This is a genomic window from Rossellomorea aquimaris (assembly GCF_000935355.1).
Lineage (GTDB): Bacteria > Bacillota > Bacilli > Bacillales > Bacillaceae_B > Rossellomorea > Rossellomorea aquimaris_B.
Window position 1 is genome coordinate 12731 of the sequence record NZ_JXZC01000003.1, and the last position, 21906, is coordinate 34636.

General features: G+C 46.0%; 17 protein-coding genes and 2 other annotated features. Of the genes, 11 read left to right on the top strand and 6 right to left on the bottom strand.

Going from position 1 to position 21906, the window contains the following annotated elements:
* Nucleotides 1–9 precede the first annotated feature (9 nt).
* From TV75_RS09595 to TV75_RS09615, 7 genes are all read left to right on the top strand, one after another.
* On the top strand, nt 10–1458 hold the full coding sequence (locus tag TV75_RS09595; protein ID WP_044338547.1) for a carbon starvation CstA family protein: 1449 nt from the start codon (nt 10–12) through the stop codon (nt 1456–1458).
* A gap of 347 nt (nt 1459–1805) precedes the next feature.
* Nucleotides 1806–2003 (top strand): hypothetical protein, encoded by a 198-nt coding sequence (locus TV75_RS09600; RefSeq protein ID WP_044338548.1) that lies wholly within the window; start codon nt 1806–1808, stop codon nt 2001–2003.
* Nucleotides 2004–2206: 203 nt separating this feature from the next.
* Nucleotides 2207–2458 (top strand) — a binding site (T-box leader).
* A 62-nt stretch (nt 2459–2520) separates the two neighbouring features.
* On the top strand, nt 2521–3744 hold the full coding sequence (locus tag TV75_RS09605; protein WP_044338549.1) for an MFS transporter: 1224 nt from the start codon (nt 2521–2523) through the stop codon (nt 3742–3744).
* A 170-nt stretch (nt 3745–3914) separates the two neighbouring features.
* Nucleotides 3915–4119 (top strand) — a binding site (T-box leader).
* Nucleotides 4120–4462: 343 nt separating this feature from the next.
* Nucleotides 4463–5893 (top strand): proline--tRNA ligase, encoded by a 1431-nt coding sequence (gene proS / locus TV75_RS09610; protein WP_044338550.1) that lies wholly within the window; start codon nt 4463–4465, stop codon nt 5891–5893.
* Between the two features lie 95 nt (nt 5894–5988).
* A complete protein-coding gene (locus TV75_RS21815; protein ID WP_156142375.1) occupies nt 5989–6162 on the top strand; it encodes a hypothetical protein in 174 nt (57 codons plus the stop codon).
* Between the two features lie 104 nt (nt 6163–6266).
* On the top strand, nt 6267–6416 hold the full coding sequence (locus tag TV75_RS21820; RefSeq protein WP_156142377.1) for a hypothetical protein: 150 nt from the start codon (nt 6267–6269) through the stop codon (nt 6414–6416).
* Nucleotides 6417–6445: 29 nt separating this feature from the next.
* Nucleotides 6446–7006, top strand: a complete 561-nt coding sequence (locus TV75_RS09615) for a GNAT family N-acetyltransferase (RefSeq protein ID WP_044338551.1) — start codon at nt 6446–6448, stop codon at nt 7004–7006.
* 39 nt (nt 7007–7045) lie between these two features.
* On the opposite strand, the gene TV75_RS09620 is transcribed toward TV75_RS09615, so the two are convergent.
* The gene (locus TV75_RS09620; RefSeq protein WP_044338552.1) at nt 7046–8725 is read right to left on the bottom strand and encodes a UbiA family prenyltransferase; all 1680 of its coding nucleotides are present in this window, start codon (nt 8723–8725) and stop codon (nt 7046–7048) included.
* Nucleotides 8726–8903: 178 nt separating this feature from the next.
* Here TV75_RS09620 and TV75_RS09625 point away from each other — a divergent pair, with 178 nt between their 5' ends.
* Nucleotides 8904–9929 (top strand): LacI family DNA-binding transcriptional regulator, encoded by a 1026-nt coding sequence (locus tag TV75_RS09625; RefSeq protein ID WP_044338553.1) that lies wholly within the window; start codon nt 8904–8906, stop codon nt 9927–9929.
* A 155-nt stretch (nt 9930–10084) separates the two neighbouring features.
* Nucleotides 10085–13045: a carbohydrate binding domain-containing protein gene (locus TV75_RS09630; RefSeq protein WP_052504507.1), complete on the top strand. Its 2961-nt coding sequence runs from the start codon at nt 10085–10087 to the stop codon at nt 13043–13045.
* A gap of 326 nt (nt 13046–13371) precedes the next feature.
* On the opposite strand, the gene TV75_RS09635 is transcribed toward TV75_RS09630, so the two are convergent.
* The 4 genes from TV75_RS09635 to TV75_RS09650 all read right to left on the bottom strand — a co-directional run bounded on the left by TV75_RS09635 (nt 13372) and on the right by TV75_RS09650 (nt 19614).
* Complete coding sequence (locus tag TV75_RS09635; RefSeq protein ID WP_044338554.1) at nt 13372–14175, bottom strand: endonuclease/exonuclease/phosphatase family protein; 804 nt, start codon at nt 14173–14175, stop codon at nt 13372–13374.
* Nucleotides 14176–14178: 3 nt separating this feature from the next.
* Complete coding sequence (locus TV75_RS09640) at nt 14179–15813, bottom strand: PTS transporter subunit IIBC (RefSeq protein ID WP_044338555.1); 1635 nt, start codon at nt 15811–15813, stop codon at nt 14179–14181.
* 485 nt (nt 15814–16298) lie between these two features.
* Nucleotides 16299–18215 carry a heavy metal translocating P-type ATPase gene (locus TV75_RS09645; RefSeq protein WP_044338556.1) on the bottom strand — a complete coding sequence of 639 codons (1917 nt, stop codon included), beginning with the start codon at nt 18213–18215 and terminating at the stop codon, nt 16299–16301.
* A 214-nt stretch (nt 18216–18429) separates the two neighbouring features.
* Nucleotides 18430–19614: an MFS transporter gene (locus TV75_RS09650; protein ID WP_044338557.1), complete on the bottom strand. Its 1185-nt coding sequence runs from the start codon at nt 19612–19614 to the stop codon at nt 18430–18432.
* A 129-nt stretch (nt 19615–19743) separates the two neighbouring features.
* Between TV75_RS09650 and TV75_RS09655 the strand changes: the two genes are divergently transcribed.
* Nucleotides 19744–20127, top strand: a complete 384-nt coding sequence (locus TV75_RS09655) for an OsmC family protein (protein WP_044338942.1) — start codon at nt 19744–19746, stop codon at nt 20125–20127.
* A 187-nt stretch (nt 20128–20314) separates the two neighbouring features.
* On the opposite strand, the gene TV75_RS09660 is transcribed toward TV75_RS09655, so the two are convergent.
* The gene (locus tag TV75_RS09660) at nt 20315–20734 is read right to left on the bottom strand and encodes a pyridoxamine 5'-phosphate oxidase family protein (RefSeq protein WP_044338558.1); all 420 of its coding nucleotides are present in this window, start codon (nt 20732–20734) and stop codon (nt 20315–20317) included.
* A gap of 90 nt (nt 20735–20824) precedes the next feature.
* On the opposite strand from TV75_RS09660, the gene cax reads away from it, so the two are divergent.
* Nucleotides 20825–21880, top strand: a complete 1056-nt coding sequence (cax, locus tag TV75_RS09665; RefSeq protein ID WP_044338559.1) for a calcium/proton exchanger — start codon at nt 20825–20827, stop codon at nt 21878–21880.
* Nucleotides 21881–21906 lie beyond the last annotated feature (26 nt).

Here is a 21906-nt window from a genome sequence, read left to right on the forward strand (position 1 = left end):
ATCATAAGCATGGTTACATTTCTGGTCTCGATTGTTGTATTAATTATCGGTTATTTCACATATGGAAAATTGATTGAAAAGATTTTTGGAATCAATGAAAGTCGTTCGACTCCTGCTTATGCGAAGGCGGATGGAGTGGATTATGTACCAATGAAAACGGGTAAGAACTCCATGATCCAGCTTTTGAATATCGCAGGTGTCGGGCCCATTTTCGGTCCGATCATGGGAGCACTTTATGGACCGGTCGCATTCCTTTGGATCGTACTTGGTGCGATTTTTGCCGGAGCGGTTCATGATTACTTAACGGGAATGATATCGATCCGTAACGGTGGAGCTCATTTACCGGAGCTTGCAGGACGATTCCTTGGTAAGACGATGAAGCACGTGGTGAACGCATTCTCGATTCTGTTACTCGTGCTGGTGGGTACGGTTTTCGTCACAGCACCTGCTGCATTGATCGCGAACCTGACGCCAGCCTGGATTTCATTAGGTGTCATTATCGCCGCAATCTTTATTTATTATATTGTCGCAACCCTATTACCGATTGATAAAATCATCGGTAAAGTATATCCGCTTTTCGGAGCACTGCTAGTAGTGAGTGCAGTTGGGATCGGTGCCGGATTAGTGATTACCGGGGCGGACATTCCTGAAATCAGCTTAACGAATATGCATCCTGATTCAGTAGCCATTTTCCCATTATTATTCTTAACGATTTCGTGCGGGGCACTTTCAGGGTTCCATGCCACACAGTCACCAATCATTTCAAGAACGACTCAAAATGAAAAGAACGGACGCAAAATTTTCTACGGTATGATGATTTTAGAAGCAATCATTGCGATGATCTGGGCGGCAGCTGCCATGAGCTTATTCCAGCCGGGTGAACTGAATGCCATCCTGAAAGAAGGCGGACCGGCAGCGGTTGTAAGTGAAGTATCGATCCTTATGCTTGGATCAATCGGTGGAACACTTGCCATTCTTGGAGTTATTGTATTACCAATCACTTCTGGTGATACATCATTCAGAAGTGCGCGTATGATCATTGCTGACTATATCAAAGTAGGACAAGTGAAAATCTCAAGCCGCCTTTGGATTGCGATTCCATTGTTCGTGATCTCAGTTGTGCTTACACGAATCGACTTTAACCTGTTATGGAGATACTTCTCCTGGGCGAACCAATCGACAGCAATGATTGCCCTTTGGGTAGGTGCCATGTATCTGGCCCTTCAAAAGAAACCGCACTGGGTCGCAACGATCCCGGCGATCTTTATGACGATGGTGACATTCACGTATATCCTGAGCGCACCGATTGGTTTCGGTTTATCGATGGGTACAGCGTATATGGGTGCAGCAATGGTAACGGTTGCAGCTATCCTGGCTTTTATTTACACATTAAGAAAGCGCTTAAACGATGGGTCCATCATTCAAGTCGACGAAGACGTTCCTCAATCAGCAGCCTGATGTGAAAGGAGTTTTCCGGTAATTACCGGGGAACTCTTTTCTTTTTTTGCACAAAATAAGAGTGGTTCAAAAACCACAAGTTTTCTTGATGACGACTAATTATTAGGAGTGATTCAGAATGACAAAGAAAACGAAAAAAGACGGCGGTACAAAACAAAACAGCAATCACAAACCGAAACAGAAAACATCCGGTTCTGCAAACGGGCAGAATGGATACCACTAGAAATGACGGCCAATCCTTTACGGGTTGGCTTTTTTATTTGGAGCTTGAGATGTTTTCTGGTGGAGGATGTATTATAATAGAGGTAGTTTAAAAAAATTTAGTTGTCTCAAAAGGAGATCCCATCATGTCTAATAATGATCAGCAAATACAGCCAGAAAAGAAAAAAATCAGCTTGCAGGAAGCGATGAAGCAGCAGCTGGCAAAGAAAAAGGAAGCACAAGCCGGTGGCAAACAAGCAACAGGCGGTTTAGCATCGAATCAACGTATGCAAAGTCAACAAACGAAGAAGCCCAGCAATACTCGTCGTAAGATGGGGAGCTAATGGGGGAGAGCGCTCGGGAATTGGGAGTGCTCTTTTTTTTGTGCTGGTGTTGCTATTGGGGTCGGTTTGGCGATAAACGACAGCAGCCACTAGGGAACTCGACGACTCCGCGAACTTATGATTAATATCATTAAACAAAAATGACCATGTAAATATTCCATTTACTTCCTCCAAAAATCATGCTATCATAATAAAAATTTCAATTAAATGCCATGAAGAGAAGAGTAGATATCCGAATTCTTTAACAGAGAGCTCCGGCAGCTGAAAGGGAGCAAGAGGGACGGTATTGAACCAAGACTCTGAGCAGTGCACCGGAACCGGGCAATGGGGATGGTGTGACGGGAGCTCCCGTTATCGGGCTAGGGTATAAGCCGGTTGGCCGTACCCGAAAAGGTTAGTATGGCGACATATTAACGAACTGGGGTGGCACCGCGATAGATAATCTCGCCCCCAAGATCAACGTCTTGGGGGTGGGATTTTTTTGTTTCATAAAACATATCGCGGGGAGGAATAACCAATGAGAAAGTGGAAATATCCTTTGTTGCTGCTGACAGGCATCGGGATTTCGAATGTTGGAGGGTGGATTTATTTAATCGCCCTTAATTTGATTGTTTTAGACGAGTGGGAATCACCTCTAGCCGTGGTGATATTATATGTATTGAAGCCTGTGGCTGCCCTTTTGACGAATGCCTGGGCCGGGAGTTTGATTGACCGGGTCAACAAGCGGAATCTGATGGCGGGGCTTGATTTTTTCAGAGGGGTGTTGATTGCGGTACTGCCTTTTCTTTCGTCGAGTTGGTGGGTGTATGCGGTTGTGTTGATCATCAATATGGGAAGCGCCATGTTTTATCCGGCGTCCATGGCGTACATCACGACCTTCATCCCACGGGGGAACAGACAGCGATTCAATGCTCTCCGGGGGCTTGTCGGATCGGGTGCGTTTCTCATTGGACCGGGAATTGCCGGGCTGATGTTCATGATGGGGACACCGACGTTTGCCCTTTATATGAATGCACTGGCCCTCTTTTTATCTGGCGTGATCACCCTCTTTCTTCCGAAGCTTGAGGATGGGGTCCCCGTTGATACAGGTGATACCAAATGGGAAGTCATCAAAGAGGACTGGCGGGTGGTGTGGGGATTCAGCCGGAGTGCTACGTATGTGATGGTTCTTTACGTCTTGTTCAGCAGCCTGCTCGTGATGACGGCAGCCCTCGATTCCCTTGAGGCCGCATTTTCTAAAGAGGTATTGCAGCTTTCGAACAGTACGTATGGATATCTTGTAAGCATTGCAGGGGGTGGATTTGTACTGGGGTCGATCCTGAACGCGTCACTATCCCATAAGCTTCATCACATGCATCTTCTGGGATTTGGTTCCCTGCTCGTTTCCGGAGGATACCTGATTTATTCTTTCTCAGATGGATTCTTATCAGCGGCAATCGGATTCGCTGTTTTATCCTTTGCCCTGGCCTTTGCGACGACAGGGTTTGAAACCTTTTATCAAGAACATATCCCCGCCAAGATCATGGGGCGGGTAGTCAGTATTTACGGATTGCTGGAAGGGGTATTGGTCGTCCTTTCCACGGTGCTTATTGGAGTGGGAGCCGAACTGGTGTCGATCCGATTTGTTGTGGTTGCGGGATCAATGGTCATGCTTGGGGTCACGATGATTTTATTTATAAGCACAGCCAGGAATTCATGGGGAAAAATAAATGAAAATGGCACAGAGGGGGTCAGTGGATGAAGATGACGGCTGATCAATACGGGGCTTGACCGGGGACGGACCTTCAAGGGAATCCGGGCTTTAGAGTAGAGCCATTCATCAAGCCAGGGGCGTGATGTGGCACCGGTAAGAACAAAAAAATAAAATTAAATTGACACCCCCATCAAATCTCTATATAATCATCTAAAATAACTGAAACATTGAAGAGGATCAGTAAAGGGATCTTGTCTTTTCAGAGAGGGAGCGGTTTGGTGAAAAGCTCCTATGGATGAACCTTTGAACCTGCCTCTAAGTTCTGTATCGAATGAAGATATCAGCGGTCCGATACCGTTATCATGGAATGAGTGTAAAGCTTTGCTTTGAATCAGGGTGGTACCGCCAGAAATGGTCCCTGATGAGAAGCGGGGCTTTTTTTGTTTTAGGTGTTATTGGCGGTTCGCTGATATATTTGGGATTCGGCTGATAAAATAGATTTTTCGCTGATATATTCTGGATATCGCTGATAAAATGGGGATTTCGCTGATAAATCTCGGATATCGCTGATAAAATGGGGATATCGTTGATAAATTCCGGATATCGCTGATAAAACGGGGATTCGGCTGATATATTCCGGATATCGCCGTTAAAATGGATTTTTCGCCGTTATATTCTGGATTTCGCCGTTAAATCTAACATTTCGCCGATAAAATCAAAATTTCGCCGTTAAAAACAATCCAACAATAAAATGAGGTGCTCTCGAATGGCAAAAGAATTTGTAAAAGATGTTACGGGCATGGATGAAGACTTTGCACAGTGGTATACGGATGTTGTTACGAAGGCGGAACTGATCGATTATTCCAGCGTCCGCGGGTCGATGATCATCAGGCCTTACGGCTACGCGCTTTGGGAAAATATCAAAGATGCGCTTGATGCAAAAATAAAAGAAACCGGGCATGAAAATGTGTATATGCCACTGTTCATACCGGAAAGCCTCCTTCAGCGGGAGAAGGATCACATCGAAGGCTTCGCGCCTGAAGTGGCATGGGTGACTCATGGAGGGGAAGAGGAGCTGGCGGAACGGTTATGTGTCCGTCCGACTTCAGAGGTATTGTTCGGGGAGCATTATAAAAACATCATCCATTCCTACCGTGATCTGCCTAAGCTCTACAACCAATGGGCCAATGTTGTTCGCTGGGAAAAGACCACGCGTCCATTTCTGCGGACATTGGAATTCCTATGGCAAGAGGGGCATACATGTCATGAAACGGATCAGGATGCTCATGATGAGACGGTGAAAATGCTTGAGGTGTATGCAGAGCTTTGTGAGGAGCTGCTGGCGATCCCGGTCATCAAGGGTCAGAAAACCGAAAAAGAAAAGTTTGCCGGTGCGAAATATACGTACACGATCGAAAGCTTGATGCATGATGGGAAAGCATTGCAATCAGGTACATCTCACCATTTAGGTGATGGATTTGCAAAGGCATTCGGCATCCAGTTCACCGACCGCGATGGAAAGCTTCAGCATGTGCAGCAAACATCCTGGGGATTCACAACGCGGATCATCGGTGCCATGATCATGGTACACGGGGATGACCGCGGCCTGGTCGTTCCACCAAGGATCGCGCCGACTCAATTGATGATCGTGCCGATTGCCCAGCACAAGGAAGGTGTCCTTGATTTTGCCTATAATCTGAAAAGTCAGCTTGCAGGCGTTGCTCGGGTTGACATCGATGCGAGTGATAAGAAGCCGGGCTGGAAGTTTAATGAATATGAAATGAAGGGCATTCCACTTCGATTGGAAGTCGGTCCAAGGGACATTGAGAACGGTCAGGTGATTTTGGCAAGACGAGATACAGGTGAGAAAATCACGGTAGCCATGGAAGAGCTTGGGGGGAAAGTCGCAGAACTTCTAGAAGACATTCAGCACAATCTTTTAGAAAAAGCGAGAGCTCACCGCGACGAGAAAACCACGGTAGCGAAAACCTTTGAAGAATTCAAAACGACGATGAATGAGAAAGGCGGATTCGTCAAAGCCATGTGGTGTGGAGACCGTGCCTGCGAAGATAAGGTCAAAGAAGAAACGGGTGCTACATCACGATGTATGCCATTTGAACAGGAGCAGGTGTCGGATACGTGTGTGTGCTGTGAAAAAGGTTCAAAACACCTGGTCTATTGGGCGAAAGCGTATTAAGAGACAAAAGAATGGTTCTTCCGTCCTTTTTCTTGCAAAAGCCTTCTTTTTCCCGTGTTTGATTAATAAACATAGGTAAAGGAGGCGTCGATTAGATGGAATTTGAACTCATCCTTGTTTTATTCATGGCAGTCGTGGTAATCAGCCTTTGGGTCGTGCATACCAAGCTCAACCGTATCACGGAGCATGTGCAGCAAATGGATGAAGAATATTTATCCGATGAGCAAATCGAAAAGGAATTAGAGGAAGAATGGAATAATGATAAGTAAAGGCTAAGGCGTTTCTCAGCAGAGGGACGCCTTCCGTTTTTTTGAAAAAAGACTACCATTCTAAATGTCCGGTTGATACTATTAAACGATAAGGGGTGAGAGTAGTGGGGGCTTTTGTCATCATTCTGGTCATCGTGCTATCACTATGGTCTATAACGATAACAATCGAGAAGCAAACAAGCAGACTGGTGGAAAGCCAGCGTGAGCAGATCGAATGGTTAAAAAAGATACAATCAAAATTAGATGAAAAATGACATATATAAACGGAAAGGGTGGGGCAAAGATGAAGTATAAGGACTTAACCATCGAAACACCCCGGTTGGTCATTAGACCCTTCGTGAATCGAGATTATAAAAACTGGCTAAGGGAACATCTGAACAGGCTTCCGTCACAGCATAAATACGACGTCGGATATCAGGATATGAGTGAATGCACGGAGTTCTGGTTCCGTGAGATGCTTCTGAAGCATGATGAGATGATGGATCGGGATCAGGTCTATATTCTGGGTATCTTTCTTAAAGATGGGGGTGCCAATATTGGAACCATCGACTTTTCCACTCTGATGCGGTACAACTTTAACTGGGGAAGGGTCGGTTATACGGTACATAATCGCTACTGGAGTCGTGGATACGGGAAGGAAGCGGTGAAGGCAGCCCTTCAACTGGCCATTGTGAAATTGAATTATCACCGGATCGAGGCTCATATCAATCTGGATAATACGCCTTCGATCAGGCTTGCAGAAAGTGTAGGCATGCAGTATGAGTGCACCCGGAAAGGATTCATTTATGAGTTTGGGAAGTGGACGGATAATCTGGTGTATTATGTGAATGCCGGTGAATCATAAAAAAACGATGAGAGCTTATGTGCCCTCATCGTTTTTTTATTATAATCCTTCGATGGTCAGTTCTTTCACCGGCAGGAACTCTTCGCCTGTATCCATGTACGTCACGTTCACCATGTCATTTTCTTTCAGGTAGATCGCAAGTAAGCTGTTTTCGGAAGAGACGATATAGTTTTTGCCGTTGTCGAGTAAGAATGATACGACCGTGTAGTCGCCTGACTTTTCTTTATAGACACGGATGACTGTACCATTTGTCTGTTTCTCCTCGACCTTTGAAGTTCCGTCCACACTGCCGCCGCCACGTTGAAGGGCGGTTTTGTATTGCTTCAATGCCTGGTTTGGCGTATTGGCATAGGCTGATATTTCAGGGTTGGCTGCCGAGACGATGAAGTAGTTTTGTAAGAAACCATTCGCATCGAGCACCGGTGTCAGCCAGCTTGCTTCTCCGTAAAAGTTATAGAGCACCGGCATTTCCCCGTCCCATTTTTTCTCGATGAATTTCTTCTGGATGATCTGCAGGGCTCCCTGGGAATCCATGTAGGACTCTTCAAGATTTCCGGTATAGAACGTCGCTTCTCCCGTTCTTGAATTCGTCAGAGAGTAGCCGAGCATGGAGTCGACTCCCTCTTTTGGCGACGTGAAATCGGTGAAGTAGTACATGTCACCATTTTCGTCAAAAATAGGGCTCACATTGGCTTCGGTCCCTTCATCTGAAGGAAGCTTGACGTCTGATTTACCGAAGCGGCTGTTCCAGAAGCCTTGAACGTAGTTACCAAAATAACTGTTTTGGAGGCTGACGGTTTCCGGTGAAATCGCTCCGTCAATGAAATCCGGTACGTCATCGATTTTGTATGACTTGGTATCACCGGATTTAGGATCGACCATGACGATTCCTTTTGCTTCAAAACCGTTACGTGCAGAAATGAACTCTCCGTACGTCCGGATATAGAATGGCTTTCCTTCGTCATCGATTTCAAGCTGAACATCACCATTGAAGATCTGCTTCGGATAGTTCAAGCGGATGTGCCGTTCGATTTTTTTATTAAAGAAGGCAGATGGTGTGTAAACCATTTCTTCTTTGATGAATTTAGGGTTTGCTGATGAATCGGTGGCACTTAGCGTGAAGTAACCAGGTGTTTCATCCCCTTTGAACCATTTGAAGAATCCAGAGAATTCAACCGGTGCAATGTAGACGTACTCGCCATTGACCTTTTGAATCTGCAGTCGTCCAAGCTCATAATAACTCGTATTCGGTACCTGACCGAATGCTTTCTTCATTTTGTTACGGGCGAATTGTGGAGGGACGCTTGCCGGCGTTTCCTTTTCATCAAACGCTTCGATCTCCGTTTTCACGTCCATTTTAGCGGATTCATATTTCTCATCGGCATTGAACACAAAGGCGGTCAGGAAGTAGGCCCCAACGAAGAGACTTCCAAGGAACAGTGAACCCTTCACCTTGCGTTCGGTCCCGGTTGCAAGTGTGGCGCCGAATCCTGCGGCTACGATGAGCAAGATCCACATGCTCGTAAAGTTTTGATCAAGATTCGTAATGTAATAGAAGACGAATACAATGATAGTCGTGATAAGGAGGGTGGCTCCAAACAGTGCTGCGAATGATGGATATCCCTCTTTTTTATCCTGCTTTTTCATGATTGCCATCGGTACAACGAGCAAGGCCATGACCAATCCGACAATGACTGAAAATAGTAATATATTTCCCATAGTGTTCCCCTTTCAAGGTTGCTTTTCTATTTATAGTGTATATACGGATGAAGGGACGGGGTGGTTTCATTTGATTTTTGGGGGGAACTTTGAAGGTTCGATCGTCCAGTCACAGCAATATACCCAACCCATCTATCATCCGCTATAATAGATAGAAAGAACCATTCAGGAGGATTTTATGGATATATTTGATATTGCGAGGATTGCGGGGGTATCACGGAAGACGGTGCAGCGGGTGCTGAACGATTCGGAGCAGGTGAAACCCGAAACACGCGACCGCATCCGGAAGATCATGGAGGAGCACCACTATCAGCCAAATGTTTCAGCGAGAAGGCTGGTGAAGAAGAAAACGCACACGATCGGACTTTTTATCATTCAGGATCCTTCGAAGTATCGTATTTATTCGGATGACCTTTTTTACAGTGTGGTGATCGGGGCCATGATCAATGCCTGTTCAGAGCGGGGGTATAATATGCTTGTGAACATGACGGATCTGAACGATGCATCCCCCGTTTTAAAACTGTACCGTGAGAAGAGCATCGATGCGGGTATCATCATCAGCTGGAGCAACGTCCAATCGATTGTTGATCAAATCACTTCAGCGGGCTTCTTTGTCGGGGTCTTCGATCAAAATAATGTGTCGAGACGGACTTCATCGGTTCCGATGCCTGTGTTACTGAACGAAGAGAGTGCGATGGAGGCGACCAATCATTTCATTGGGCTGGGTCATCAGGAAATCGGGATCGTCACGGGTGATGAAGATAATCCGGCGGCAATGGAGCGTCTGAGCGGCTATCAAAAAGCAATGGAAGCGGCAGGCATCCCCCTTAATCAGGAATACATCTATAAAGGCAAGTTCATCGAAGAATCAGGCCGGGATGCCATCAATCATTGGATGGGGCAGGGAAGTCTTCCTACTGCCATCGTTTGTTCGAATGATCGTATTGCATTCGGTGCTCTGAAGGCAATAAATAAGGCCAACCTGAATGTCCCTGATGATGTGTCCCTCATTGGGTTTGATAATCTATTGCTTACGGAATATACATCCCCCGCATTGACGACCATGCACGTACCAAGGGTCGAGATGGCGGTGGCTCTGGTGGAGCGGATGATTCAGCGGATTGAGGTGCGCCCATATGAAAAAATGAGTCCGTTTCAAGCTACACTTGTCAAACGTGATTCATGCAGTCAAAAAAATAAATAGAAAGCAAAGTGCTATATTCCCAAGGGAGTTAGCATTTTTTTTTAGTAGAAAAAGAGATTGTTATTGTAAAAAAATGTTGTCAAAGGGTGATGTTGGTTTTATAGTTATATACAAATGTCCCACGTGAGACATAAACGAAAACAGGAGGCGTTCCAATGTTAAAAAAAGCAGTCACCTCTTTTACCGCTGCATGTCTCATCATGAGTCTAACACCAGGAAACATAGGGAAAGCAACGCAGAAAGAAAAGCCTTTTCACCTCAAAGATTCGACAATAATTGATAAAACGATTGAAGGCGACCTGGTGATCACACCTGATGCCGGAAAAAACATTACCCTAGAAAACGTGACGGTTCACGGGAAGACCATTATCAAAGGGGAAGCGCCTGATACCCTTCAGCTGTCCGATTCGGAGTTACGCAATCTATCGGTTCAAGGACCTGGTCACCCTACCACGATCACCGTCTCTGGAGAATCGATCGTCCAAGAAGCCGTTTTGGATGGAAATGTATTGCTGGAAGAAAGAGAGATTACCTCCGCTGGATTCCAGGACGTAACCGTATCGGCATCCACGGTCAAAACGAAGAGAGCTGATTTGAAAGGCGAGTTCGAAACCATTACAACCTCTGGTAAAAAAGGAGAGTCCCAAGTAGAGCTTGACGGCGTTGCAGAGCGGATGGAATTGAACGCGCTTTCATCCGTCAATCTTGCTACGGATGCGTTAGTAAAGGAACTGACTGTATCGGCGTCCGGTAAAGGATCGGTCATCGATGGAGAGGGTAACGTTGAGAAAGCAACCTTGAACGGCACCATTACCTATAAGGGAGAAGAAACAAGTGATGCCTCTTCGTTTGCTTCTCCGTGGTCCCTCGTATGGAATGATGAATTCAATCAGGCCGAGATCGATCGTGGAAAGTGGACGTTCGATATCGGCAACGGTTTTACCGATGGAAGCGGTGCGTATGTTCCAGGATGGGGGAATAACGAAAAACAATATTACACGGACCGTCCGGAAAACGCGAGGACAGAAGATGGAAAGCTGTTGATCACGGCAAAGAAAGAAGAATATGAAGGTTTTGCCTATACGTCGGCACGCTTAAAAACAAAGGGCCTTTTTTCAAAAGCATTCGGGAAATTCGAAATGAAGGCCTCCCTTCCAGTCGGGAAAGGCTACTGGCCGGCGTTCTGGATGCTCCCGGAAGATGATAAGTATGGCGGATGGGCAGCCTCCGGGGAAATCGATATTTTAGAAGCCCAGGGAAGCAATCCACATGAAGCGATCGGGACGATTCATTACGGTGAAACGTGGCCGAATAATAAGTATACCGGCGCACACTATGCCTTTGAAGATGGCTCGACGATTGCCGACGAACATGTTTATTCAGTTGAATGGGAGCCGGGGGAAATCCGCTGGTATGTGGACGGGAAGCTCCGCCAAACCCAAAACAATTGGTATAGCAAAGGTACAGGCAATGCGGCCAACTTCACGTATCCTGCACCATTCGACCAGCCTTTCCACATGTTGTTGAATGTTGCGATCGGCGGGAATTTCGATGGTGAACCGACAGAGGATACGATGTTCCCTCAGTCCATGGACGTTGACTATGTGAGAGTGTATGATCTGACGGGAAGACCGTATCAAACTCCGGAGCTGCCTGTATTCGAACAGCAGCCATTACCGGAAGAGGCGAAACAACCCCTTGAAGACGGTAATCTCATTTACAACAATGGATTTAATCAGGAATGGGAAGACGTTGAAGGGATTGCAGGAGTACCGAATACAGATCATTGGTATTTCTTGACTGTGGCTGATTTTGGAGGGAAGGCGAATGTGTCCCTTGATCAGGTAGAGGGAAGGAATTTTGCTAAAGTCGATGTTGAAGACGGTGGAAGCCAGCCTTATTCGGTACAGCTGATCCAGGACGTCTCCCTTGGCAAGGGCCGGTACTACCGTGTGTCCTTCGATGCAAAGTCGACCGGATCACGTCCGATCAATGTAAAAGTTGGAGGAGGGGCAGACAGGGGATATAGTGCCTATTCAAACAGCGAATCATTTACACTCAAAGACGGGGTGGAATCCTATGAAATGGTATTCCAGATGACCGAGGAGACGGATCTTGCAGCACGTGTGGAGTTTAATCTCGGCTTGTCCAAGCTCCCTGTTTGGCTCGGAAATGTCCGGGTGGAAGAAATCCCTCCGGTCCAAGTGGATCCGGATGCTTCGAAGCCAGCCCTTCCAAGCGGGAACCTGATTTATAATGGAACGTTTGACCAAGGATTCCCTGATCGTTTGCTTTATTGGAACTTGGTAGATTCCGAGAATGCTGCATCCATGGGAGTGGATCCCGAGGAGCGGGTATTTTCGGCCAAGCCTTTAAATGAAACGGACAATACTGGATTAGTACAAAAAGGCGTTCAGCTTAAAGCTTTAAATGAATATGAATTGACGTTTGACGGGGCGAGCGAAAGTTCACGTGATATCCAGGTCGAGATGAGAAGTAAGGACGGGGACGTCGTCTATGCAACAGAGACGATTTCTCTGACTGCTGATTGGAAAAGTCATGCTATGACGTTCACGATGCCGGATGTAACGGATTTGGAATCGCAGCTGGTCATCCTTGTGGGGGGTAGCACTGATGAGGTGAAGCTTGATAACGTAAAGCTCAAGAAAAAAGCGGGACCATCGGGTGCAAATGTCATACAAAACGGATCGTTTGATACCGATTTAGAATCCTGGGGCAATTACGTCCATTTTGATGCCTCAGCTGGTATTTCTTCTGAAGATGGACAGGCGAAGATATCGATTGGGGAGGAAGGGAACGAAACCTGGAGTGTTCAGCTTTTTCAGGAAGGATTGAAGCTTGAGGGGGGAGTGGAGTACACGCTTTCCTTCGATGCGAGTTCGACGGTGGACCGGACCATGGAGGTTACGGTTGAAAACGCCGCGTATACACGATTTTTATCAGAAGTCGTTCATCTTGATGGAGATAAGACCCGTTATGAATATACGTTTACAATGCCGGTAGGTGACTCAACAAGCCTTAAGTTCCTGCTGGGTAAGGCCGAGTCGTCGGTTGATGCCCATGATGTAGTCATTGATAATGTGGAGTTGAAGTAGGAAATAAAGTACAGCGCCTTTGGGTGCTGTACTTTTTTTGGGCTTTGAGTGGGGGGGCGGATGAGGTAGGGACCGATTGACCTTTTGACTGAGCGTTCAGTCGAGTAGTGCAACTTTGCGTTTTTTGTCGAGAGATGTAAAATGGCAGATAAAATGAGATTTTGGCAGGTAAATTCCTAGAATGGCAGATAAATCTCATAGCGCAAATAACCACCCAACCAAAAACTACTCTCAAACCCATCACACACCCATTTCCCACCCAAACTCCCCGAAAAACAACCCCCAACCCCAATCAAAACCACACAAAAAAAGCAGCCAATCCAAGATCAGCTGCCTACCCAATCACCCAACACCACTTCAACCCCGAAGTGATCCGAAACAACAGGCTTATTCACATCATTAAAGATGACCCGGGACGACCGGACATCCACTTTCTCACTGGATAACACAAGATCAATCCTCAAATCGACCTTATTCTCATCCCATCCGGCAATCTTCCCTTCAACGGTGACACCGCTGTCCCGTTCATCGGCTTCATCAAATGTGTCCAGGAGCCCTTTTGAAAGAAGATAATCATACCCTTCCTCACGAACCCATGCATTATTATTGAAGTCGCCCATTAAAAAGAAGGGGGATTCAGGAGTGAGTTGCTCGATCAATGAGTCAACCTGAAACTTGAACGGTTCTTCTTCATCCGTCCACCAGCCGAGGTGGCAGGAGTAGAAGGTGAGGGCCTTTCCTTCATATGAAATCGTGGCCCCTACGATTTTACGGGTTTTCCAGTAGGATTGGTCATGACTTTTTGAGATGAAGAAGCGGTGTTCTTCAACGACCGGGTGCTTCGTTAAGATGGCGACACCTTCTTCATAGACGTCGTACCCTATATGAGCGAAGTCCCATACGAGTGAATAATCCGTCACGCCAAGTTTCTCCAGTTCCCCAAGAAGGACAAGGGCAAAATTGTCTTTTTTAACTAAGCCCTCCACTGGTTCACTTTCGATCAGCTGACTGACTTCCTGGAGGGCGATGACATCGTAGGATTTTTCCGCGATGTCATGTGCCAGGATCGAGATTTTCCCGAGTTGGTTGTCTTCTTGCCATGAGTGACAATTCAACGTGAGTAATTTCATGTATTACGCTCCCAACAGATCTTGAATGTCAGACTTGATGACGTCTGCTTTAGGACCATAGATGGCTTGTACGCCTTTGTCTTTCAGGATCAGTCCCAGTGCTCCGTTTTTCTTCCATTCCTGTTCAGTTCCAACAAGGCTTGTGTCTTTTACAGTTACACGAAGGCGGGTCATACATGCATCGACGTCTACGATGTTGTCTTTTCCACCAAGCATGGCAACGACTTTCGGTGCGATGGAATCTTTACTTACAGTGCCGCCGCCGGTAGTTGCTTCATCTTCAATGTAGTTTCCGTTACGACCCGGTGTCGGGAAGTTGAACTTTTTGATTAAGAAGTTGGCAACCGTGAAGTTAAGACCAAAGAATACGATACAAGCAATCACAAAGTTCACAAGGTCGACCCATAGGCCGGCTTTGATGATCATCGGAACACGAGTCAATAGCTCGATGGATCCAAATGAGTGAACGCGGATGTTGACGATATCCACAATCGCGAAAGCAAGTCCCGTCATGATGGCATACACCACGTATAAAAGTGGGGCAGCGAACATGAACATGAATTCGATTGGCTCTGTAACACCTGTTAAGAATACAGCTAAACCAGCTGATAGGAACATAGATTTGTATTTTTTCTTCTTATCTTTATCCACATTGCGGTACATGGCATAAGCGATACCGATTAAAGCAGCTGTGGATAAAATCATTTGACCTACTTTGAAACGTGCAGGTGTAACGTCATTTAATAATTGTTTGTAGCTTTCTGTATCTCCTGCAGCCAAGAAGTTATTTAAGTCGGCGATCCAAGCTAACCAAAGTGGATCTTGACCGGCAACTGTGGAACCTGCACCTGAACCAGTCAGGATCTTGTACGTTCCGCCGAGTTCCGTGTAGTTGATTGGAACCGTTAGCATATGATGCAAACCGAATGGTAATAATAGACGCTCTAACGCACCGAAAATGAATGGCGCAATGATTGGTGCTGTGTTACGGGATGTTGCGATCCATTGACCGAAGTCATTGAGCAGTCCTTGGATGAATGGCCATACAATAGACATCACGACAGCGATTACAACAGAACCTACAATAACGACGAATGGTACGAAGCGTTTTCCGTTAAAGAAGGAAAGGGCATCCGGCAATTTATCGTAGTTATAATATTTGTTGAAAAGGTTGGCCCCTAAGAAACCTGAGATGATCCCGACGAATACACCCATGTTTAAAGCAGGTGCACCAAGAACCGATGTGAAATAATCAGAAACAATTAATGTTTGTCCAAAAAGGGAAGAGACCGTTGCTTCGGGATCCCCAAGCATATCTCCATTGACTCCGAAGATCGCTCCGGTAATACGGTTGATCAGAACGAAGGCGATCAATGCAGCGAAGGCACCGCCCGCACGTTCTTTCGCCCACGAGCCACCGATGGCTACTGCGAACAGGATGTGAAGATTGGTGATGATTCCCCAACCGATATCCTCCATAACTCTTGCAATCGTTTGCACTAAAGTGATGTCTCCACCCATCATTGCAATCAACTTACCGATGGAAATCATGATTCCTGCAGCTGGCATGACGGCCACGACCACTAGCAATGCTTTCCCGAACTTCTGCCAAAAATCAAACGACAATAAATTCTTCATAAACCCGTTTCCTCCTTTAAGATCAATCTATTTGTCTATATCTTTTACATTGAATGACATGTGTGCGTTTACATTTCATATTAAAAGAAATGCTGATTGGTGCGTCTTGATCATTAGAGTGCTATGTAACATGAAAATAGATGCAACCGTTTGCACTAACTAAACACATTTTATGATATCCCTTTCAAGAAAGCAACAACAAAATATTATTTTAGTAAAATATTATTAGTTGGAGGGACGGACCTTGGTAGGGTAGGGGTTGTTCCAAGGGGTGTGGATAACTATTCTGGTTGTTTAGTAGTGGGAGGATTAAAGGGAATCATTCGGTGTGGATTGTGGATAATGTTCAGGAGGTGGAAATGGTTGATTTGTTTTAGGGTGAAATGAAATAGGGGTGTGGATAAGTGTCAGAAAATCGCTGGACTGACACTAAACAATTTCACAATAAAAGCACCCAATCCCTAAAGATTGGATGCTTATCAACATTATTTCAACAATCGTAACCCATTCAAGATTACCAAAATCGTGCTACCTTCATGGCCGATCACACCATAGGGCAGATCCAGGATTTGCAGGAAGTTCGATGCAATCAACAACATGATCACAGCGATGGAAAAGACTACATTTTGCTGGACGATCCGCTTCATTTTTTTCGAGAGCTTAATGGCTTCAGCAATACGGGTAAGGTCATTTTTCATCAGCACGACATCGGCTGTTTCCAGGGCGACGTCGGTTCCTTCACCCATGGCGATGCCTACGTTGGCCGTTGCAAGTGCCGGCGCGTCGTTGATTCCGTCACCGACCATTCCGACCGTACCGAATTGGCGTTTCAGCTTTTTCAGTTCGTCTACTTTCGTTTCCGGCAGGCATTCGGCAATGAAAGAGGCAACTTTGGCTTCTTCGGCGATGGCACGGGCCGTTTTTTCATTGTCACCCGTCAGCATGATGGTTTGGACGCCTTCATCTTTCAGGAGTTGCAAAGCTTTAATGGTTTCTTTACGCACAACATCTTTCAGTGCGATCAAAGCGACAATTTCATTCTCTCTGGCGACGAAGACCGTTGTTTTTCCTTCCGAAGCGATTCGTTCAAAGGCACCATCCATAAATTGTTCTGCTAACACTTTATCCACAAAGTCTGCTTTCCCGATCTTCCATTCGGCTCCGTCAACAAGCGCTTTGACTCCCCATCCGGATACGTCTTCGAGGGAATCGGGCTGGAAGATTTCCAGTTTTAACTCGTGTGTTGCGTGGCGAACGATGGCTTGAGCGAGTGGATGATTGGACTGATTTTCAATCGAAGCAACGGCCTTCAACACTTCACGCTCATCCACATGATCCGCAACCACTATATCCGTCACAACTGGTTTTCCATTCGTCAACGTACCCGTTTTATCAAAGGCAATCGCTTTGATGTTGCTCAGGTTTTCCAAGTGGGCGCCGCCTTTAAAAAGGATTCCATGACGGGCACCGTTAGAAATCGCCGATAAACTCGCCGGCATGATCGCGGCAACCAGTGCACAAGGAGAAGCGACCACGAGCAGGACCATTGCCCGGTAGAATGTTTCCGTCCAGCTCCACCCGAGGAAGAAGTGGGGAAGGAACATCATCAGGAAGACAACGGCAAGCACGACTTTTACATAGGTTCCTTCAAAGCGTTCGATGAACTGCTGTGAAGGCGATTTCTCGCTTTGGGCGGATTGCACAAGATCAATGATTTTTTGGAATAGGGTTTCGCTGCTCGGCTTGGTCATTTCAACCGTGATGGCCCCGTTGATGTTGACGGTCCCAGCAAAAACTTCATCTTTTTGACCTTTGGTGACTGGGACGGCTTCGCCTGATATGGCTGCTTCGTCAATGGAAGTCGTGCCCTTAACGACAACACCGTCCGTTGGCACGCGTTCACCTGGTTTAATTAAAATATGGTCGCCGATTTCAAGACTTGAAACGTGGACTTTCTTTTCACCAGATCCTGTCACGAGCCATGCTTCTTCAGGCTGAAGCTGCATGAGTGCTGAGATTTCCTTCTGACTTTTGTTCATTGTATACGTTTCAAGTGCGCCGCTGACTGCGAAGATGAAGATGAGGATGGCGCCCTCTGTCCAATAACCGATGATGGCAGATCCCACTGCGGCAAAAATCATCAACATTTCTACATTCAGTTCTTTGTTTTCAATGGTTTCTTCTATTCCTTCTTTGGCTTTGGCGAACCCTCCGATGGCAAAGGCAAGGAGATAGAAGATGATGCTTAAGGTGGAGTCGTCGTTTGACGTCAACCATCCCAATAAAATAAACACACCACTGACCAGTGCTGCGATCAGTTCTGCATGAGGCTTTATTTTTTCAAAGAAGTTTATTTTTTCATTTGGTGTCCCCATGGATAAGGCTTTGGATTGTGAGCTCATAGCGTATTCCTCCTTTTTGTTAAATGAAAATACGAGATTCTCATTGAGAATAATAATCAACGTCATTACCCCTATAAAACGACGAAAGCTGCCACCGGTGAAAGGTGACAGCAAAAATGCACGTGCTCTTAGTTGATTTTATATGAAGTTAGTAATTTATAATTATTATAATCTAATCCTATCACAAGTATATGAGAATGGAAAGAGTTTTGTGCTAATTATTCTGGGTTATTTCTCCACGTCTATTTTGAAGGGAGAAGACGAGTAAGCTCACAAAAATCATTAGCATCATGCATGCGATCAGATAGAAAAAACTTGAGCCTTTGAACCAGTCGATGGTGATTCCGCCAACGAATGGACCGATCATGCTTCCAAAGCTGAAGAAAATCCCGCACATGATGTTTCCGGCAGGAAGTAATTCTTTTGGCAAAAGATCCGTCATATAACTAATACCGAGTGAAAAAGTCGATCCGACGGCCATCCCGGCTAACGTAAAGCAGATGAATAAGCCCAGAGTGGACTCTGCCACGATTCCTGCAGCGGAAAAACAGAGGAAGCCGATCATCATGACGATAAGCAGGACATTTTGTCTTCCGTATTTGTCACTAAGAATCCCGAGTGGGACCTGTGAGATGATACTTCCCACTGCAAATGCAGGCAGGAGGATGGCGACGGCTTCAATGGAAAGGCCGTTTCGCAGGGCGAAAACAGGGAAGTTCCCATTTAATGAAGCTTCCAGGAACCCGTATCCCAATGGAGGCAGCAGGGCGACCCATGCATATTTGAGAACCTTTCCGAAGCGCTGGAACGATCCAAGGAACGAGGCACTGCCGATATTTTGCTGCTCGGGAAATTCGTTTTGTAATTTAAAGACGAACATCCACACCGTCAGGCTTAATAAAGAAGAGATGATGAATGGCAGTGCTTGATGGATGGTGATGAGCTGTGTCATCATCGGTCCCACGGCAAAACCGACTCCAAAAGAAACCCCGTAGATCGATATGTTACGTCCGCGATGTTCTTTCGGTGAAAACGATGTGATCCAAGTCTGGGTGGCGAAGTGCAACATGTGATCGCCGACTCCGATACAAAGACGAAGGAAGAACCAGAACCAGAAGGATTTCCAAACCGGGAATAGCAGGAGTGATGCTGCAACCACGATTCCCCCGATGATGATCATCGGTTTGTATCCGATTTTCTGAAGTGGTCTTTCCATTAAAGGAGAGGCAAGTAAGATTCCTATATATAATGCGGTTGCGTTCAATCCGTTCAGGGAGGAAGAAACGCCGTCCTGTTCGAATATGATGGCGATTAACGGCAGGAGCATCCCTTGTGAGAATCCGGAAATCGCGACGATTCCGACAAGGACCCAAAAACGGAAGGTTAGTGTTTGATTCATTTGTAAAAACTCCCAATCGTTTATGATTACTTCTTAGATGGTACCCCCAATTTGAATGTTTGGCAATACGAAACGAATAGAGTAAAATCAAAACATCTACTAACATAATAAGGAAGGAATGAAGTGAAAATGGAATTTAACATGCAAGAAGGCGGATTTTACACAGATTTAGGGTTTGGGAAGCTGGAGGTTTCGGGTAACGAAGAGTATGGCTTTCGTCCATTCCAATTATTGGTTTCATCCGTAGCCGTATGCAGCGGGGGAGTGCTCCGCAAAGTACTGGAGAAAATGCGCATCGAATTCGAAGACATACATATCAAAGCCGACGTAACCCGTAACGAAGAGGAAGCAAACAGAGTCGAAGCGATCTCCCTTCACTTCACCATCAAAGGGACGGACCTTAATGAAGCAAAAATCGAAAAAGCCATGAAGCTCACCCGAAAAAACTGCTCCATGGTCCAATCCGTTCAGGACAGCATCAAAATCGAAGAGACGTTTGAGTTGGTGCAGTAAGATTTTGAGGGACGGACCTCAAATCAGTTTAATCCCTATTCTATCAATACTTATAACCAGATGAAGGTCCGTCCCTCAACACAGTAAACGATTAAAGGACGGACCTCCAAATCAGCATAAGTCCCATCAAACAAGGTTCTTATCTGATTGAAGGTCCGTCCCTCTTCTGGTACTCTTCAGGTGGCCTCTACAGGCTTAGTTCCTGTGGTTCTTTGCCTGTTTTTTCGTAGTAGAGGATGGTTTTGGGTGTGAGTTTGAGGAGCATGTATTCCGGGTCGTCGGGGCTTGCGATCCAGGATTTGAGTTGGTCGTTCCAGAATTTTTCTTTCAGCTCTTTGGATTCTTCGACGCTGGCCTCTGCTTCGATTTCTACATAGTGCTCATGATCGGAATCGCGGTCATGACCGAGAAGAATATGAACATGAGGGTTTTGTGCGATGTCTTCCGCTTTGTGTGCATGCTCATTGGTTGCGGTGTAAAGAGTAAGGTCTTCATGGTAGAACTTCATAAAGCGTGAATACGGCTTGTTGTCTCGAATCGTGGCAAGGGTGCCCGTTTTATGGTTGGAAAACAGCTCAACGATCTTATCTTTTAAGTTTTGTGCCATGGATGGTACCTCCTAATTGGGTTCTATCTATAATGTGTCTAATCTCACTTGATTTAAACAAATTTTCTTTGAGAAAGAAGGATCTTACACATGAACAAAATATTTGCACTGCTTGTATTTGCAGGAGTGCCGATCTCAGTCATCGGTTCACTGCTTCATTGGCCCAATGTGATTATGTTCGTGATTTACTGTGTGACGATCATTGCCCTTGCTGCCTTCATGGGAAGATCGACGGAGAGCTTGGCTGTGGTATCGGGACCCCGTATTGGGGGATTACTGAACGCGACCTTTGGAAACGCAGTTGAACTCATCATTTCTATTTTTGCGTTAAAAGCTGGTTTGGTCGGCGTCGTGCTGGCGTCCTTGACTGGATCCGTGCTTGGAAATCTACTCCTCGTTGCAGGGTTGTCCTTTTTTGTAGGGGGGATCAAGTTCAAACGTCAGAAGTTCAACGTGTTTGATGCCCGGCACAACTCGGGGCTGCTCATGTTTGCAATCATCGTGGCTTTCGTCATTCCTGAAGTATTCGCCCAGGATATGAACGAAGCGAAGACCATGTCCCTTTCGATTGGTGTGTCCGTTATTTTAATCGCTCTCTATTTATTTGCCTTATTCTTTAAATTAGTGACTCACCGCGGGGTGTATCAGCATGAAGGCGAAGAAGGTGCGCACGCTCATGAAGAGCCGGAGTGGAGTAAAGGGAAAGCATTGCTGATCCTTGCCGCCTCTACAGCAGCCGTCGCCTATGTATCGGAACGCCTCGTCCATACCTTTGAAGAGGTCGGGAACACATTCGGCTGGAGCGAGCTCTTCATCGGGGTCATCATCGTAGCCATCGTCGGAAACGCTGCCGAGCATGCGTCGGCGATCATTATGGCTTATAAAAATAAGATGGATATCGCTGTGGAGATTGCAGTCGGATCGACCTTGCAGATCGCGATGTTTGTAGCGCCGGTACTGGTATTGATTTCACTGTTTTTTGAAACGAGCATGCCGTTGGTATTTACATTACCGGAACTTGTGGCCATGGTATCAGCGGTACTTGTCACGATCGTCATATCCAATGACGGGGAAACGAACTGGTTTGAAGGACTGACACTACTTGCAGCCTATTTCATCATGGGAATCGGATTTTATCTACTATAATAAAAAGCAGCGGAGTTCATGATTGA